The sequence below is a fragment of the Streptomyces sp. SP17BM10 genome, from assembly GCF_036322405.1.
Classification (GTDB): Bacteria; Actinomycetota; Actinomycetes; order Streptomycetales; family Streptomycetaceae; genus Kitasatospora.
In genome coordinates this window covers 151,953-168,862 of the sequence record NZ_JAQYXB010000588.1, presented here as the reverse complement: position 1 = coordinate 168,862, position 16,910 = coordinate 151,953, and the positions used below count along the sequence as shown (strand labels likewise).

Genomic DNA, 16,910 nt, shown 5'->3' with positions numbered 1-16,910 from the left:
CCGTGGGGATCCGCGTCGCTGAGGGTGACGCGGACCTGGAGCTCGTGCGGGCGGTCCGGCGCGAGGTGTTCATCGTCGAGCAGAACGTGCCGCAGGAGCTGGAGTACGACGAGTACGACGCCACCTCGGTGCACGTGCTGGCGGTCTCGGAGGACGGCACCGCGCTCGGCACCGGACGGCTGATCCACGGGGACGCCGCGCTGGAGCTCACCGGCGGGCGCGCCGGGCGGGTGCTGCTGGGGCGGCTCGCGGTGGTGAAGGCCGCCCGGGGGACCGGGCTCGGGGTCTCGCTGGTGCGGGCGATCGAGGCCGAGGGGGTCGCCCGCGGCGCCGTGGAGCTGGAGCTGCACGCGCAGGTGCAGGCGCTCGGGTTCTACGAGCGGCTGGGGTACGCGGCGGAGGGGCCGGTGTACGACGACGCCGGGATTCCGCACCGGACGATGACGCGAGTGCTGTAGCCCTTCGGTGCCGTGGCCGGCCGCTTCGAGCGGGGCTGCGGCTCGGCGGGGTTCCCCGTGCCCCGGAAAGGGGCGCGGGGGATTCGTGTTCCTAGGGGGTCGTGCGGAGGCGGGGGAGGGCCTCGGGGTGTTCGTCGCGTAGGTAGGCGATGAGGCGTTCGCGGATGTCGAAGCGGAGTTGGGCGGCGTCGTCGGGGGTGCGGGCGGTCATCGTGGCGCGGACGACGATGGTGCTGGGGGTGGTGTCGGTGACGTTGAGGGCCCACTCGGTGCCGTCCCAGAGGGGGTGGCTCTCCAGGCGGGCGTGCAGGGTCTCGCGCAGGGCGTCGACCGGGGTGGTGTGGTCGAGGTGGAGCAGGACCGCGGCCAGCAGGCCGGGGTCGCGGCGGGTCCAGTTCTCGAACGGCTTGTTGACGAAGTAGGAGACCGGGACGATCAGGCGCCGGTGGTCCCACAGCCGCACCACCAGGTAGGAGAGCGTGATCTCCTCGACCGTGCCCTGCTGGCCGTCCACCACCACGGTGTCGCCGATCCGGACCGTGTCGCCGAAGGCGATCTGCAGGCCGGCGAAGAAGTTGCCCAGGGTGTTCTGGGCGGCGATGCCCGCGATGATGCCGATGATGCCGGCCGACGCCAGGAGGCCGGCGCCGAGGGTGCGCATCGCGGAGAACGTCAGCAGCATCAGGGCGACCGTCACGATGACGATGCCGGCGCTCACCGCGCGGCGCAGCATGCTGATCTGGGTGTGCACGCGCTGCCGGCGGGCGGGATCCTCGGTGACGGTTTCGTAGCGGCCGAGCAGGGCCTCCAGGAGCGCCGCGACGACGCGGACGGTCAGCCAGCCGAGGGAGGCGAGGAGGCAGAGGAGGAGCAGGTGGTGCGCGCCCTCGTCGCTCTTCAGGCGGAAGATCCGCTTGAGTGGGCTCGCGGCCAGCAACAGGGCTGTGATGACGGCGAGTTGGAGCGGGATCCGGCACCTGCGGAGCAGCGGCCAGACCGGGGCGGCGGGGTTGCGGGCGGCGACGCGCTGGAGGGCCTGGTCGACGATCCAGCCGGTCGCCAGGGTGGCGACGATGGCGGCGAGCAGGGTGATCAGCGGCCGGAACACGGGCACCTCGCCGAGGGAACTGGGGTCGGGTGAGCCGTACCATACCCGGGCATAGCGGACCGGAAGCGGGTGAAACGGGCGGCGGCTTTATCGGACGCCTACTCGTGCGGCCGTTACGATCAGCGGCCATGGAGTTCGGTGGCGCGTGGCGTCGGTGGCGCGGCCGCGGTGCGGTGACGCGGCGGAGACTGCTGGCCGGGACGGTGGCCCTGGTGGCCGTCGCGGGGATCGGTACGGCGGTGGCGGCGGCCGGTGGGGAGCAGCCGGTCCACCAGGAGGATCGTTTTCTCAGCCTGCCCGAGACGCCCGGCAGTGCCGAGCAGGTGCGGCTGGACACCTCGTTCTTCACGACGGGCTCCACCCCGCGCCCCGCGGTCCTGCTCGCGCACGGCTTCGGCGGCTCCAAGGAGGGCGAGCGCGACCGGGCCGAGCAACTGGCCCGGCAGGGGTACGCGGTGCTGACCTGGTCGGCGCGAGGCTTCGGGCACTCGGGCGGGAAGATCGGGCTCAACGCGCCCGACCGCGAGGTCGAGGACGTCAAGCACCTGGTGGACTGGCTGGCCCAGCGGCCGGAGGTGCAGCTGGACGGGCCCGGCGACCCGCGGGTGGGCATCACCGGCGCCTCGTACGGCGGTGCCGTCTCGCTGCTGGCGTCCGCGTACGACCACCGGATCGACGCGGTGGCCACCCAGATCACGTGGTGGAACCTGGCCGACGCGCTGTTCCCGCAGGGCGTGCAGGGGGCGGACGCGACGGACGGGGTGTTCAAGAAGCTGTGGGCCGGGCTCTTCTTCACGACCGGCGCGGCGGGCGGCCTCGGTCCGTCCGGGGGATCGCCGCGCGAGGGCGGCCGGCCGGCGGGAGGCGACGACGGACCCGTCGGGTGCGGGCGCTTCCTGGAGTCGCTCTGCCAGATGTACGACCGGGTCGCCACGACCGGGCACGCCGACGCGGACGCCGTCGCGCTGCTGGACAAGTCGAGCCCGTCCTCGGTGGCCGCGCAGCTCAAGGTGCCGACGCTGGTCGTGCAGGGGCAGCAGGACTCGCTGTTCCCGTTGGACCAGGGGGACCGGATCGCGCGGGCGGTGGCGGCCAACGGCGCGCCCGTCTCGGTGGACTGGTTCGCCGGCGGCCACGACGGGGGCACCGACACGAGCGCCCGGGTGGACGACCGGGTGACGGCGTGGTTCGACCACTACCTGCGCGGACGGCGGAACGACACCGGGCCGGCGTTCCGGGTGACGAGGACCGGCGGGGTCGACTCGACCGGGTTCCAGGCCGTGCTGCGCGGCGCCACCGCGGACGCGTACCCGGGACTCGGCGGGACCGGCTCGCGGTCGGTGGAGCTGACCGGCGGCGAGAAGACGATCGCCAACCCGCCGGGCGGGGCGCCGCCGGGCATCTCGACGCTGCCGGGGATCGGCGCGCTCAGCCAGGCCGCCTCGCTCGGGGCCGGGCCGGCGCTGGACCTCCCCGGGCAGAACGCGCAGTTCGAGTCGGCGCCGCTGGCCGGGCCGCTGCACCTGACCGGGCAGCCGACCGTGCCCGTCCGGGTGCAGGCGGACCGGCCGGACGCGGTGCTGTTCGCGAAGCTGTACGACGTCGGGCCGGACGGCAAGGCCCAGTTGCCGCAGCAGCTCGCCGCGCCGCTGCGGGTCACCGGCGCGGACGCCGGGCGGGCCGTCACGGTGGCGCTGCCCGCCGTCGACCACACGTTCCCGGCGGGGCACCGGCTGCGGCTGGTGCTGGCGAGCACCGACCTCGCGTACGCCTCGCCCGCCGATCCGGCCACCTACCGGGTGGCGGTCGCGGGGGCGCTGACCGTGCCGACCGTCGAGCAGCTCGTCACCGAGTCGACGCCGCTGCCCGCGCGGACCTGGGCTCTTCCACTGGCCGCCGTCGTGGTGGCGCTCGGGCTGGTGCTGGTGCCCCGGCTGCGGCGGCGCGCGCGGGCGGCCGACGGGCCCGCGTACGACCCCGAGCTCGGCGGGGTGCCGCTGCAGATCACCGGGCTCGCCAAGCGCTACAAGGGCTCGGCGGACCGGTACGCCGTGCGGGACCTGGGCATCCGGGTCGAGCAGGGGCAGGTGCTCGGGCTGCTCGGGCCGAACGGCGCGGGCAAGACCACGACGCTGCGGATGCTGATGGGCCTGATCCGCCCGGACGCCGGAGAGATCCGGATCTTCGGCCACCTCGTGCGGCCCGGCGCGCCGGTGCTCTCGCGGGTCGGGGCGTTCGTCGAGGGCGCCGGCTTCCTGCCGCACCTCACCGGACGGGCCAACCTGCGGCTGTACTGGCAGGCCACCGGGCGCCCCGAGGAGGACGCGCACGTCGACGAGGCACTGGAGATCGCCGGGCTCGGCGAGGCGCTCGACCGCGCGGTGCGCACGTACTCGCAGGGCATGCGGCAGCGGCTCGCGATCGCCCAGGCCATGCTCGGCATGCCGGACCTGCTGATCCTCGACGAGCCGACCAACGGGCTCGACCCGCCGCAGATCCGCGAGATGCGCGAGGTCATGATCCGGTACGCGGCCGGCGGGCGGACCGTCATCGTCTCCAGCCACCTGCTCTCCGAGGTCGAGCAGAGCTGCACGGACCTCGTGGTCATGGACCGCGGGCGGCTCGTGACGGCCGGCGCCGTCGGCGACATCGTCGGGGCCGGGGCGCTGCTGATGATCGGGGTGGCGCCGTCGTTCGAGTCCGGGACGGTCGTCGAGAAGGTGGGCGAGCTGGCCGGGGTCGGCTCGGCCGAGGCCGTGGAGGGCGGACTGCTGGTGCGGCTGGACGGGATGGCGGCGAGCGAGCTGGTCGCCGAGCTGGTGCGCCTCGGCGTGCCGGTGGAGAGCGCCGGGCCGCAGCGCCGGCTGGAGGACGCGTTCCTGTCGTTGATCGGAGGTGCGGCGTGAGCGGCGTCGTTTCGGCGGACCACGCCGAGGGGTACCGGGCCGGGCGGACGCTGCCGCTGCGGGTCGAGATCGTGCGGCAGCTGCGGCGGCGCCGGACGCTGGTGATCGGCGGGGTGCTGGCGGCGCTGCCGTTCATCGTCCTGGCGGCCTTCCAGATCGGCGGCACGCCCGGCCGCCAGGACCGGACCACGTTCATCGAGCTGGCCACCGCGTCCGGGGCGAACTTCGCGACCACGATGCTGTTCATGGGCACCGGGTTCATGCTGGTGATCCCGGTCGCGCTGTTCTGCGGCGACACCGTCGCCTCGGAGGCCAGCTGGTCCTCGCTGCGCTACCTGCTGGCCGCGCCGGTGCCGCGGGCGCGGCTGCTGGCGCGCAAGTTCGTGGTGGGGATGCTGTTCTCCGCGGTCGCGGTGGTCATGCTGCCGGCGATCGGGCTGGTCGTGGGAACGGCCGCGTACGGCTGGGGTGACCTGAAGCTCCCCGCCGGGGCCGGCCTGCCGGCCGCGGACGCGCTGCCGCGCCTCGCCCTCGCGGTGGCCTTCGTGTTCCTGAGCGAGCTCGTCATCGGGGCGCTGGCCTTCTGGCTCTCGACGGCCACCGACGCACCGCTGGGGGCGGTCGGCGGCGCCGTGTTCGCGTCGATCATCACCGGGGTGCTGGACGCCGTCACGGCGCTCGGGAGCCTGCGGGAGTGGCTGCCGGCGCACTGGCAGTACGCGTGGGCGGACGCGTTGCAGCCGCAGCTGGAGTGGGGCGGCATGGTGCAGGGCGTCTCGCTGTCGCTGTCGTACGCGGCGGTGCTGCTCGCGCTCGCGTTCCGCGGGTTCGCCCGGAAGGACGTGGTCTCGTAGCGGGGCGGGCCGGTCCGGGGCGATGAGGGATCATGGGTGGGTAGCCGACCCCTCCCGAAGGACCCCCGCCGTGGCCCAGATCGTCCTCTTCCACTCCGCCTACGGGCTGCGCCCCGCCGTCCACGCCGCCGCCGAGCGGCTGCGGGGCGCCGGGCACACCGTGCACACGCCGGACCTGTTCGACGGGCGCACCTTCGACGACATCGAGGCCGGGCTGGCGTACCAGGAGGAGCTCGGCGGGAGCGACGAGCTGCTGCGCCGGGCTGTGACCGCGGTCGCCCCGCTCGCGGAGGGCGGCCTGGTGTACGCCGGGTTCTCGCTCGGCGGCTCGCTCGCGCAGAACCTGGCGCTGGCCGACGAGAAGGCGCGCGGCCTGCTGCTCCTGCACGGCACGTCGGACCTGCGCGAGGACGCGGCCACCGAGATCCCGGTGCAGTTGCACGTCGCCGAGCCGGACCCGTTCGAGACCGAGGACTGGCTGAACGCCTGGTACCTGCAGATGCGCAAGGCCGGGGCGGACGTCGAGGTGCACCGCTACCGCGGCGCCGGGCACCTGTTCACCGACCCGGAGCTGGCGGACCACGACGCCGAGGCGGCCGAGCGGGCGTGGGCCGTCGCGCTGGACTTCCTCGCGGAGTTCGAGGGCTGAGCCGCGGTGCGCACGGAACGGCGGTACGAGCACGCGCCGGCGGGGACCCTGCCGGGGCTGCTGCAGCGGGGGCGCGGGCTCGGCGCGCTGATGGCGGCCGAGGACCCTTCGGCCGCCGCCGAGCTGGTGTACGGGTGCGTCCGGTGGGAGTGGCGCTGGGACACCGCGGTGGACCAACGGCTCGTCTACCTGGCCCGGCTGGTACGGGACTTGGCGCTGCCGTTCGGGCCGGTGGCCGAGCGGTCGGAGGCAGGCGCCCGCGCGCGGGCGGACGAGGTCCTGGAACTGCTGGCGCACGGGCACGTCCGGCGGGACGGGGCCGGTGAGCACGGTGAGCACGGGCAGGGCGCGGATCCCCGCCCGTTGCCGGTGCTGCTGGAGGAGTTGGAGCGCTGCTGGGTCGAGCGGACCTGGTGCGGGCCGGCCGCGCTCGCGCGGGGGCTGGCGGGGTACGGCCCGGAGGCGGCCGGGGCGGCCTCGCTGCTGCGCCGCTTCTGGCTCTGGACGCCGCACTCGCACGAGCGCCCGGCCTACCTGGAGGCGCTCGCCGCGGTGGCGCCCGCGGGGCTGGACGAGGCGTACGTGGAGAGCCTCTGGGACTGCGAATCCGGCGCCAGGCTGTCGGCGATCCGACACGCTCCGCAACGGCCCGAGGTGAGGGCGCGCCTGGTCCGGTTGCGCGACGATCCGCTGGAGGAGACCGCCGTGCGGGACGCCGCCGCGGTGCGGCTCGGCGGGGGCGGGGCGGGCTAGAGTAGACGCGTGAACGCGTGAGGGATGGTCCGGACCCCGGGAGGTGGTTCGGGCCACATCTGTTTCCAGGGATCCCCTGTGACCTGCGCGTTCACCGGCCCACCACAAAGCCCAGAGCCTCTGGAGGCCCCGCCTTGAGCGATCAGCCGTTCGCGCACCTGCACGTCCACACCGAGTACTCGATGCTGGACGGCGCCGCCCGGTTGAAGCAGATGTTCAAGGAGGTCGAGCGGCTGGGCCAGACCCACGTCGCGATGACCGACCACGGGAACATGTACGGCGCCGCCGAGTTCCACAAGCAGGCCACCGCGGCCGGGATCACCCCGGTGATCGGCATCGAGGCGTACGTCGCGCCCGAGTCCCGGTCCAACACCAAGCGCATCCTGTGGGGCCAGCCGCACCAGAAGAAGGACGACGTCTCCGCGTCCGGCGCCTACACCCACAAGACCATCTGGGCCCGCAACAAGGAGGGCCTGCACAACCTCTTCAAGCTGACCTCGCGCTCCTACGCCGAGGGCTGGCTCGTGAAGTGGCCCCGCATGGACAAGGAGCTGATCTCCGAGCTGTCCGGCGGCCTGATGGCCACCACCGGCTGCCCGTCCGGCGAGGTGCAGACCCGGCTGCGGCTCGGGCAGTTCGACGAGGCGGTCAAGTCCGCGGCCGACTACCAGGACATCTTCGGCAAGGAGAACTACTTCCTGGAGCTGATGGACCACGGCCTGGACATCGAGAAGCGGGTCCGCGACGGGCTGCTGGAGATCAGCAGGAAGCTCGGCATCCCACCGGTCGTCACCAACGACTCCCACTACACCACCGAGGCCGACGCCGGCGCGCACGACCTCCTGCTGTGCGTGCAGACCGGCAAGAACCTCTCCGACCCGGACCGCTTCCGGTTCGACGGCACCGGCTACTACATCAAGTCCGCCGCCGAGATGTACGCCCTGGACTCCTCGGACGCCTGGCAGGAGGGCTGCCGCAACAGCCAGCTCCTGGTCGCCGAGCGCGTCGACACCGAGGGCATGTTCACGTTCAAGAACCTCATGCCGCGCTTCCCGATCCCGGACGGCTTCGAGTCCGAGGCCGACTTCTTCCGGTCCAAGGTCTGGGAGGGCATGGACTGGCGCTTCCCGGGCGGGTACGACGACGAGCACAAGAAGCTCGCCGAGTACGAGATGGACACCATCATCCAGATGGGGTTCCCGGCGTACTTCCTCGTGGTCGCCGACTTCATCATGTGGGCCAAGAGCCAGGGCATCGCGGTGGGCCCGGGACGTGGCTCGGCGGCCGGCTCGCTGGTCGCCTACGCGATGGGCATCACCGACCTCGACCCCATCCCGCACGGCCTGATCTTCGAGCGCTTCCTCAACCCCGAGCGCATCTCCATGCCCGACGTCGACATCGACTTCGACGAGCGCCGGCGCGGTGACGTCATCCGCTACGTGACCGAGAAGTGGGGATCCGACAAGGTCGCCATGATCGTCACGTACGGCACCATCAAGGCGAAGGCCGCCATCAAGGACTCCTCGCGGGTCCTCGGCTACCCGTACGCGATGGGCGACCGGATCACCAAGGCGATGCCGCCGGACGTCATGGGCAAGGGCATCCCGCTGTCGGGCATCACGGATCCGACCCACCCGCGCTACGGCGAGGCGGGCGAGATCCGCGGCCTGTACGAGACCGACCCGGACGTGAAGAAGGTCATCGACACCGCGCGCGGCATCGAGGGCCTGATCCGCCAGCCCGGCGTGCACGCGGCCGGCGTCATCATGTCCGCCGAGCCGCTGACCGACCACATCCCGGTCTGGACCCGGCACACCGACGGCGTCACCATCACGCAGTTCGACTACCCCACGTGCGAGGGCCTCGGCCTTCTCAAGATGGACTTCCTCGGCCTGCGCAACCTGACGATCATGGACGACGCCGTCAAGGCGATCGAGAAGAACAAGGGCATCAAGATCAACCTGCTTGATCTGCCGCTCGACGACAAGCCCACGTACGAACTGCTCGCCCGTGGCGACACGCTGGGTGTGTTCCAGCTCGACGGCGGGCCGATGCGCTCGCTGCTGCGCCTGATGAAGCCCGACAACTTCGAGGACATTTCGGCCGTCCTGGCGCTGTACCGGCCCGGCCCCATGGGCGTCAACTCCCACACGAACTACGCGCTCCGCAAGAACGGGCAGCAGGAGATCACCCCGATCCACCCGGAGCTGGAGAAGCCCCTGGAGGAGGTGCTCCGGCCGACGTACGGCCTGATCGTCTACCAGGAGCAGGTGCAGAAGGCCGCGCAGATCCTCGCCGGGTACTCGCTCGGCCAGGCCGACCTGCTGCGCCGCGCGATGGGCAAGAAGAAGAAGGAGATCCTGGAGGCGGAGTTCGTCCCCTTCCAGAAGGGCTGCCGCGAGCGCGGCTACTCCGACGCGGCCATCCAGGCGGTGTGGGACGTCCTCGTCCCCTTCTCCGGCTACGCGTTCAACAAGGCCCACACCGCCGGGTACGGGCTGGTCTCGTACTGGACGGCCTACCTGAAGGCCAACTACCCGGCCGAGTACATGTCCGGCCTGCTGACCTCGGTGAAGGACGACAAGGACAAGTCCGCCGTCTACCTGAACGAGTGCCGCAAGATGGGCATCCAGGTGCTGCCGCCGGACGTCAACGAGTCGGACTCGGACTTCACGCCGCACGGCAGCGACACCGTCCGGTTCGGGCTCACCGCCATCCGCAACGTCGGCGGGCCGGTGGTCGAGTCGATGATCCGCACCCGGAAGGCCAAGGGGAAGTTCGTCTCCTTCCCGGACTTCCTGGACAAGGTGGAGTCGGTGGTCTGCAACAAGCGGACCGTCGAATCGCTCATCAAGGCGGGCTCGTTCGACTCGCTCGGGCACACCCGCAAGGGCCTCAGCGCGCAGTTCGAGCCGATGATCGACAACGTCGTCGGGGTCAAGCGCAAGGAGGCCGAGGGGCAGTTCGACCTCTTCGGCGGTGACGCGACCGCGGACGAGCCCGGCTTCGGACTGGACGTCACCTTCTCCGACGAGGAGTGGGACAAGGCCTTCCTGCTCACCCAGGAACGGGAGATGCTCGGCCTGTACGTCTCCTCGCACCCGCTGCACGGCATCGAGCACGTGCTCGCCGACAAGGCGGACTGCGCGGTGGCGGACCTCGCGGAGCGGCCGGACGGGACGATCGTCACCATCGGCGGCATCATCTCGGGCCTCCAGCGGAAGATGACCAAGCAGGGCAACGCGTGGGCGATCGCCACCGTCGAGGACCTGGCCGGCTCGATCGACTGCATGTTCTTCCCGGCGAGCTACCAGCTGGTCTCCTCCCAACTCGTCGAGGACGCCGTGGTGTTCGTGCGCGGCAAGCTGGACAAGCGGGAGGACGTGCCGCGGCTGATGGGGATGGAGCTGTCCGTCCCCGACCTGTCCAACGCGCACGCGGAGGCGCCGATCGTCATCAACATCCCGAGCGTGAAGGTGACGCCGCCGCTGGTGGCGCGGCTCGGTGAGGTGCTGAGCAGTCACCGGGGCACGACGGAGGTGCGGTTGCGCCTGGAGGGCGCCCGGTCGACGACGGTGCTGCGGTTGGACCGGCACCGGGTGAAGTCGGATCCGGCGCTGTTCGGGGATCTGAAGCAGTTGCTGGGGCCGAGCTGTCTGGCAGGGTGACGCAGGCCGTTGCCGGTCTCTGAGGCCGGGGCGGGTCGCCTTCGCTTCGCGCAGTTCCCCGCGCCCCTTTGGCGGCGCGGGGATCGGAGGCCGTCAAAGGGGCGCGGGGACCGGGGACGTCAGACGGTGCCACCGAGGCCGGGGGGCACCGACGTGTGGAGGGCCGAGACGAAGGCGGAGATCGCCGGGTGGGAGCCGGCTCCGGCGCGGAAGGCGGCGCGGGTGCGGCGGTACATGGGCAGGCGGGTGAGGACGACGCCGGGCGGGGGTGCGGCGGTGCCCAGGTGGGGGACCAGGGCGACGCCCTGGCCGGCGGCCACCAGGGCCAGGACGGTCGTGAAGTCGTCGATCTGGTGCCGGACCCGCGGGGCGAAGCCGGCTGCCTCGCAGGCGCGGACGGCCATGCTGTGGCAGAGCGTGCCGCGCGGGGCCAGGATCCAGGGCGCGGCCCGCTGTTCGGCCACCGTGCCCGGGGTGCGGGCGGCCAGGTACATCGGCTCGGTGAACACCGGGCGGGTCACCGCGAGGCCGGGCTCGGGGTCGGCCGGGACGAGGTCGTACTCGTGGACCAGGGCGACGTCGAGCTCGCCCGCGCGCAGCGCCGCGCCGACGCCCGCCGGGTCGACCTCGGTGACCATCGGCTCCAGCCCCGGGTGCCAGCCGGCCAGTTCGGCGAGGACGGCCGGGATGATCGCGCGCGCCGCCGAGGGGTAGGTGCCGATCCGCAGCGGGCCGGCCAGGCCCTGCCGGGCGTGGGCGAGTTCGGCGTCCGCCTGCTCCAGCCGGGCCAGCACCGCCTCGGCGTGCCGGACCAGGCCCAGCGCGGCCGGGGTGAGGGCGACGCGCCGCCCGGTGCGCTCCAGCAGCGGGACGCCCGCCTCCTTCTCCAGGACGGACAGTTGCTGGGAGACCGCCGACGGGCTGAACGAGAGCGCCTCGGCGACGGCGGCGATGGTGCCGAGGTGGGCCAGTTCGCGCAGCAGGCGCAGGCGTCGGACGTCGAGCATCGGCTCAGCTTACGAGAAGCGTCGGAAATGTGAACTGGACCTGAGTGGTCGGCGCGCCGCAGGATCGGGCGCATGGAACTCGCGGGTATCTACGTCCCTCTGATCACTCCCTTCGCCGCCGACGGCTCCGTCGCGCTGGACGCCCTGGAGAAGCTCGCGCACGAGGTGCTCGACGCCGGTGCGGCCGGGCTCGCCGTCCTCGGCACGACCGGTGAGCCCGCCGCGCTGAGCGCCGAGGAGCGGTGGGCGGTGATCGACGCGTGCGCCGCCGTGTGTGCCGGGCGCGACGCGCAGCTCATCGTCGGCGCGCACGGCGGCGACACCCGGACCACGGCGGAGGCGCTGGCCGAGCTCGGTGCCCGGGTGCCGCGGGCCGCGGCGGCGCTCGTCACCGTCCCGGCGTTCCTGCGGCCGGGCGAGGCGGGGACGGTGGCGCACTTCCGGGCGCTCGCGCAGGCGAGCCCGCTGCCGCTGGTCGTCTACCACATCCCGTACCGGACCGGGCAGCAGCTGTCGGCCGACGTGTTGCTGGAACTCGCGGCGCTGGACGGCGTGGTGGGCGTCAAGTACGCGACCGGCGGGCTGGACCAGGCGGCCGTCGAACTGCTCGCCGCCGGGCCCGAGGGGTTCGCGGTGCTCTCCGGGGAGGACGCCTTCGTGCCGGCGATGCTGGCCCTCGGCGCGGCCGGCGGCATCCTCGCCGCCGCCCACCTGGCGACCGGCCGCTTCGTCGAGCTGGCCGAGGCCTGGCGGGCCGGGGACGTGGACCGCGCGCGGGCGCTCGGGCACCGGCTGAGCGGGCTGGCGGCGGCCGTCTTCGCCGAGCCGAACCCGACCGTGGTGAAGGGCGTCCTGCACGCGCAGGGCCGGATCCCGACCCCGGACGTGCGGCTGCCCCTGCTGCCGGCCGGACGGGCGCGGGTGGACGCGGCGCTCGCCCTCGCCAGTGGTCTGGACCACTAGTCCGCTCTCACACCGTGGAATACCAGGTCGCCCTCGCCGCGTGACAAGGCATGATGGGCAGAGTGCGGCTGTGAAAGCACCATTCAGAGGAGTCAGTCGGAATGAAGATCGGTATTGTCGGGGCCACCGGCCAGGTCGGCGGCGTCGTCCGCGAGATCCTCGCGGAGCGCAACTTCCCGGTGGAGCAGCTGCGGCTGTTCGCCTCGGCCCGTTCGGCCGGTCGCACGCTGCCCTGGCAGGGCACCGAGGTCACCGTCGAGGACGCCGCCACGGCCGACTACACCGGCCTGGACATCGTGATCTTCTCGGCCGGCGGCAGCACCTCCAAGGCCCTCGCCCCCAAGGTCGCCGCGGCCGGCGCGGTCGTCATCGACAACTCCTCCGCCTGGCGCCGCGACCCCGAGGTCCCGCTGGTCGTCTCCGAGGTCAACCCGCAGGCCGTCGCGGACCGGCCCAAGGGCATCATCGCCAACCCGAACTGCACCACCATGGCCGCCATGCCCGTGCTGCGCCCGCTGCACGAGGAGGCCGGCCTGGCCGCGCTCGTCGTCTCCACCTACCAGGCCGTGTCCGGCAGCGGCGTGGCCGGCGTGGCCGAGCTGCAGGACCAGGCCGCCAAGGTCGTCGACGGCGCCTCAGCGCTCGCCCACGACGGCTCGGCCGTCGAGTTCCCCGAGCCCAAGGTCTACCTGCGGCCGATCGCCTTCAACGTGGTGCCGCTCGCCGGCTCCGTCGTCGAGGACGGCTCCAACGAGACCGACGAGGAGCAGAAGCTCCGCCACGAGAGCCGCAAGATCCTCGGCATCCCCGGGCTCAAGGTGGCCGGCACCTGCGTGCGCGTCCCGGTCTTCTCCGGTCACTCGCTGCAGATCAACGCCCGCTTCGAGCGTCCGATCAGCCCCGAGCGCGCCGCCGAACTGCTCGCCGCCGCCCCGGGCGTCGAGCTGTCCGACATCCCCACCCCGCTCCAGGCGGCCGGGCAGGACCCGAGCTACGTCGGCCGCATCCGGGCCGACGAGACGGTGGAGCACGGGCTGTCGCTCTTCATCTCCAACGACAACCTGCGCAAGGGCGCCGCGCTCAACGCCGTCCAGCTGGCCGAGCTGGTAGCCGCCGAGCTGAAGGGCTGAGACCCGGCCGGCCCGACGGGGGCCGACCCCCGAAAGCGCAGCCCGCGTGACGTTTGGCGGGCCCCGTCGTTGAACGGGGCCCGCCTTTGCTTTCCGTTGGGAGGGCTGTTGCGCGACCGCGACGTCCCCCGGGGTTCGGCGCGCGAACCAGGGGGAAAAGGTGAGCCAACGATCGGGCGGTCGCGGGAGCCCCTCACCCACCGCGCCCGTCCCCCGGGCGGACCGCGCCCACCTGGCCTGACCCCGAGGGCGAGCGGAAAGAGGTGCGCGATGGATCGCTGTGTCGTTCTGGTGGATGCCGGATACCTGCTGGGCGCCGCCGCCAGCCTGCTCGCCGGCGACCCCTCCCGCTCCCGGGTCACCGTCGACCACACCGCGCTGATCACCGCGCTGCGCGAACGCGCCGAGGCCGAGACCGGACTGCCCCTGCTGCGGATCTACTGGTTCGACGCGGCCCCCGACCGGCGCCCGATGCCCGAGCACCGCCGGCTGCGGGTCCTGCCCCGGGTGACCGTCCGGCTCGGCGCCCTCACCCGGGCGGAGGGCCGCTGGGTGCAGAAGGGCGTGGACGCCGCCATGCACGCGGAGCTCTCCGAGCTCGCCCGCAACCGGGCCTGCGCCGACGTCGTGCTGATCACCGGCGACGGGGACCTCCTGCCCGGCATGATGTCCGCCAAGGAGCACGGCGTCGTCGTCCACCTGTGGGCGCTCCAGGCCGCCGACGGCGACTTCAACCAGTCCGAGGACCTCGTCGGCGAGGCGGACGAACGGCGGGTCCTCGACCGCGAGTGGATCGAGAACTCCTTCAGCCTCCGCGACACCGCCAGCGTCTTCCCCGCCCCCGGCCAGGGCCCCCGGCAGGAGATCGCCAAGATCCTCGCCGCCCCGCCCGCCGCACCCCCGGCCGCCGTGCCGCCCGCCGCGCCCGTACCGGTCCGCCCGGCCGCCGGCGCGCCCGTCACCCACGCCGCCACGAACGGGCGGCCGCAGCCCGCCACCGCGCTCAAGGTCGTGCCCACCCCCAAGGACCTCGCCGGGCGCACCGCCGCCGCGCCCGTGGCCACCGCGAACGGCTCCGCCGCGCACACCGGACCGGTGCTGCGCTGGTCCTCCGACCGCGGCTGGGTCGACCGGCCCGCCCCCGAACCCGCCGTCACCGCCGGCGACAGCCTGCCCACGCTCGCCCAGCTCACCACCGCCGAACAGCGCTGGGCCGACCGCGAGGAGGACATCACCTCCATCGGCGGCGACGCCCACGAGGTCGGGCAGGTCTTCGCCCGCCGCTGGAGCGAGCGCCTCGGCGACGTCGAGCGGCTCACCGTGCTGTGGCCCGACTACCCGCGCATCCCGCACCGCGTCGACGGCGAACTGCTGCGCTACGCGGCCCGCTTCGGACTGCTCGCGCACAAGGACGACCAGATCGACGAGCACGACCGGTACGCGATCCGGGCCGGGTTCTGGAAGGAACTCGCCTCCCGGGTGCCGGGCGGGTCGATGGTCGTCGACGACTGAGGGGGTGGGCGCCTGCGGGCCTCGGGCCCCGTTGTCCGGTTCGCCCGTGTGAGCGCGTAAAGTCTTCGGTCGTGAGCGAGACGGCGGCAGGGCGAGCACCGACGGACGGCCTGCCGTGCTGCGCCGTCCGCGATCTGGTGAAGTCCTACCGTTCCGGACGCGGCGCCGCGGCCACCGGGATCCGGGCCAACGACGGGATCACGCTGACCGTCCGGCCGGGTGAGATCTTCGGGCTGCTCGGACCCAACGGCGCCGGGAAGTCCACCCTCGTGCGCCAGCTCTGCGGGCTGCTGCGCCCCGACTCCGGCTCGATCGAGCTCTTCGGGCACGACGTCGTGCGCCACCCCGAGCTGGCCGCCCGCCTGCTCGGGTACCTCGGGCAGGAGTCCACCGCCCTCGACGAGCTGACCGTCGCGCTGGCCGCCGAGACCACCGGACGGCTGCGCGGGCTCAGCCGGGCCCGGGCCCGCGCCGAGGCCGGCGAGGTGCTGACCGAACTGGGGCTGGAGCCGATCGCCGGCCGGCCCCTCGCCAAGCTCTCCGGCGGGCAGCGCCGCCTCGCGTGCTTCGGCGCCGCGCTCGTGGGGGAGCGGCCGTTGCTCGTGCTCGACGAGCCCACCACCGGGATGGACCCGGTCGCCCGCCGCGCCGTCTGGGCCGCCGTCGACCGGCGCCGGGCCGAGCGCGGCACCACCGTGCTTCTCGTCACCCACAACGTCATCGAGGCGGAGACCGTCCTCGACCGGGTCGCCGTCGTGGACGAGGGGCGGGTCATCGCCTGCGACACGCCCGGAGGGCTCAAGGCCCTCGTGGACGGCGACGTCCGGCTCGACCTGGTGTGGCGCGACGAGGCCCCGGTCGGCGTGCCGGCCGTCGCCGAGCTCGCCGAACGGGCCGAACGCACCGGCCGGCGCTGGACCGTGCGCACCAGCCCCGAGCAGGCCCGCGAACTCGTCGCCGCCGTCACCACCGGCCCGGCCTTCGCCGCCCTCGACGACTTCACCCTCGCCACGCCGAGCCTTGAGGACGCCTACCTCAAGCTGGGCGGCCGCCACGGAGGACTGGCCAAGTGACGCTGCTCTCGGTGCCGCCGCGGACCGCCGCCGATACGGGCCCCGCACCCGCCCCGCTCGCCCCCGCGGCGCGGCTGCTGCCCGCGCTCGCGGCCGTCTACCGGGCGCAGCTCGCCCGCGCCCGGGTGGCGCGGATCCCGCTGCTGTTCGTGGCGACGTTCCAGTCCCTCGGCATCCTCGTGATGATGCGGGGCGTGGTGGACCCCGGGCAGAACTCGGCGGCGCGGTCGGTGGTCGCCGGGTCCAGCGTGCTGGTGGTGGCGTTCGTCGCCCTCAACCTGCTCGCGCAGTACTTCGGCAAGCTGCGGGCCACCGGCGGCCTCGACCACTACGCGACGCTGCCGGTGCCGGCGGCCTCCGTGGTGCTGGGCGCGGCCGGGGCGTACGCGTCGTTCACGCTGCCCGGCACGGTGGTGACGGCGGCGGTGGGCGCGGTCATGTTCGGGCTGCCGCTCGGCCAGCTGTGGGTGCTGCTCGCGGTCGTGCCGCTCGCCGGGGCCGCGCTGTCCGGGCTCGGCGCGGCCTGCGGGCTGCTCGCACCGCGCCAGGAGATCGCCACCATGCTCGGGCAGCTCGGGATGTCCGCGGCGCTGCTGCTCGGCGTCCTGCCGGTGGACCACCTGCCGCAGCCGGTGCTGTGGCTGCGCGACCTGCTGCCGTCCACGTACGGGGTGGAGGCCTTCGCCCGTACGTTCACGGCCGACCCGGACTGGGCAGTGGTCGTGGGCGACCTCGCGGTCTGCGCGGGGGTGGGCGTCCTGTCGCTGGCTCTCGCCACCTGGGCGTACCGGCGGGCCGTCTCCCGGTAGCGCGCACCGCCGCGGCACGC

13 protein-coding genes are annotated in these 16,910 nt (G+C 73.5%); 11 read left to right on the top strand and 2 right to left on the bottom strand.

Annotation, left to right across the window (positions count from 1 at the left end; all coding sequences use genetic code 11):
* Window positions 1-2 precede the first annotated feature (2 nt).
* Window positions 3-458: a GNAT family N-acetyltransferase gene (locus PUR71_RS19600; RefSeq protein ID WP_329928333.1), complete on the top strand. Its 456-nt coding sequence runs from the start codon at window positions 3-5 to the stop codon at window positions 456-458.
* A gap of 91 nt (window positions 459-549) precedes the next feature.
* Here the strand turns inward: PUR71_RS19600 and PUR71_RS19595 are convergent, their stop codons facing one another.
* Window positions 550-1,572, bottom strand: a complete 1,023-nt coding sequence (locus PUR71_RS19595) for a mechanosensitive ion channel family protein (protein ID WP_329928332.1) — start codon at window positions 1,570-1,572, stop codon at window positions 550-552.
* A 122-nt stretch (window positions 1,573-1,694) separates the two neighbouring features.
* On the opposite strand from PUR71_RS19595, the gene PUR71_RS19590 reads away from it, so the two are divergent.
* From PUR71_RS19590 to dnaE, 5 genes are all read left to right on the top strand, one after another.
* The gene (locus PUR71_RS19590; protein WP_329928331.1) at window positions 1,695-4,472 is read left to right on the top strand and encodes an alpha/beta fold hydrolase; all 2,778 of its coding nucleotides are present in this window, start codon (window positions 1,695-1,697) and stop codon (window positions 4,470-4,472) included.
* Complete coding sequence (locus PUR71_RS19585) at window positions 4,469-5,326, top strand: ABC transporter permease (RefSeq protein ID WP_329928330.1); 858 nt, start codon at window positions 4,469-4,471, stop codon at window positions 5,324-5,326. The genes PUR71_RS19590 and PUR71_RS19585 overlap by 4 nt, the downstream gene beginning before the upstream one ends.
* Before the next feature lie 22 nt (window positions 5,327-5,348).
* Complete coding sequence (locus PUR71_RS19580; RefSeq protein ID WP_329928329.1) at window positions 5,349-5,975, top strand: dienelactone hydrolase family protein; 627 nt, start codon at window positions 5,349-5,351, stop codon at window positions 5,973-5,975.
* A 6-nt stretch (window positions 5,976-5,981) separates the two neighbouring features.
* A complete protein-coding gene (locus PUR71_RS19575) occupies window positions 5,982-6,728 on the top strand; it encodes a hypothetical protein (protein ID WP_329928328.1) in 747 nt (248 codons plus the stop codon).
* 134 nt (window positions 6,729-6,862) lie between these two features.
* The gene (gene dnaE, locus PUR71_RS19570) at window positions 6,863-10,396 is read left to right on the top strand and encodes a DNA polymerase III subunit alpha (protein WP_329928327.1); all 3,534 of its coding nucleotides are present in this window, start codon (window positions 6,863-6,865) and stop codon (window positions 10,394-10,396) included.
* Between the two features lie 119 nt (window positions 10,397-10,515).
* Here the strand turns inward: dnaE and PUR71_RS19565 are convergent, their stop codons facing one another.
* Entirely contained in the window at window positions 10,516-11,403 is an 888-nt protein-coding gene (locus tag PUR71_RS19565; protein ID WP_329928326.1) for a LysR family transcriptional regulator, read from the bottom strand.
* A 72-nt stretch (window positions 11,404-11,475) separates the two neighbouring features.
* Here PUR71_RS19565 and PUR71_RS19560 point away from each other — a divergent pair, with 72 nt between their 5' ends.
* The 5 genes from PUR71_RS19560 to PUR71_RS19540 all read left to right on the top strand — a co-directional run bounded on the left by PUR71_RS19560 (window position 11,476) and on the right by PUR71_RS19540 (window position 16,890).
* A complete protein-coding gene (locus tag PUR71_RS19560; protein ID WP_329928325.1) occupies window positions 11,476-12,366 on the top strand; it encodes a dihydrodipicolinate synthase family protein in 891 nt (296 codons plus the stop codon).
* Window positions 12,367-12,467: 101 nt separating this feature from the next.
* Window positions 12,468-13,496, top strand: a complete 1,029-nt coding sequence (locus tag PUR71_RS19555) for an aspartate-semialdehyde dehydrogenase (protein ID WP_329928324.1) — start codon at window positions 12,468-12,470, stop codon at window positions 13,494-13,496.
* 270 nt (window positions 13,497-13,766) lie between these two features.
* Window positions 13,767-15,008, top strand: coding sequence for an NYN domain-containing protein (locus PUR71_RS19550; RefSeq protein ID WP_329928323.1), 1,242 nt, complete (start codon window positions 13,767-13,769; stop codon window positions 15,006-15,008).
* 71 nt (window positions 15,009-15,079) lie between these two features.
* Complete coding sequence (locus PUR71_RS19545; RefSeq protein WP_329928322.1) at window positions 15,080-16,081, top strand: ABC transporter ATP-binding protein; 1,002 nt, start codon at window positions 15,080-15,082, stop codon at window positions 16,079-16,081.
* Window positions 16,078-16,890 (top strand): ABC transporter permease, encoded by an 813-nt coding sequence (locus PUR71_RS19540; RefSeq protein ID WP_329928321.1) that lies wholly within the window; start codon window positions 16,078-16,080, stop codon window positions 16,888-16,890. The genes PUR71_RS19545 and PUR71_RS19540 overlap by 4 nt, the downstream gene beginning before the upstream one ends.
* The last annotated feature ends 20 nt before the right edge of the window (window positions 16,891-16,910 follow it).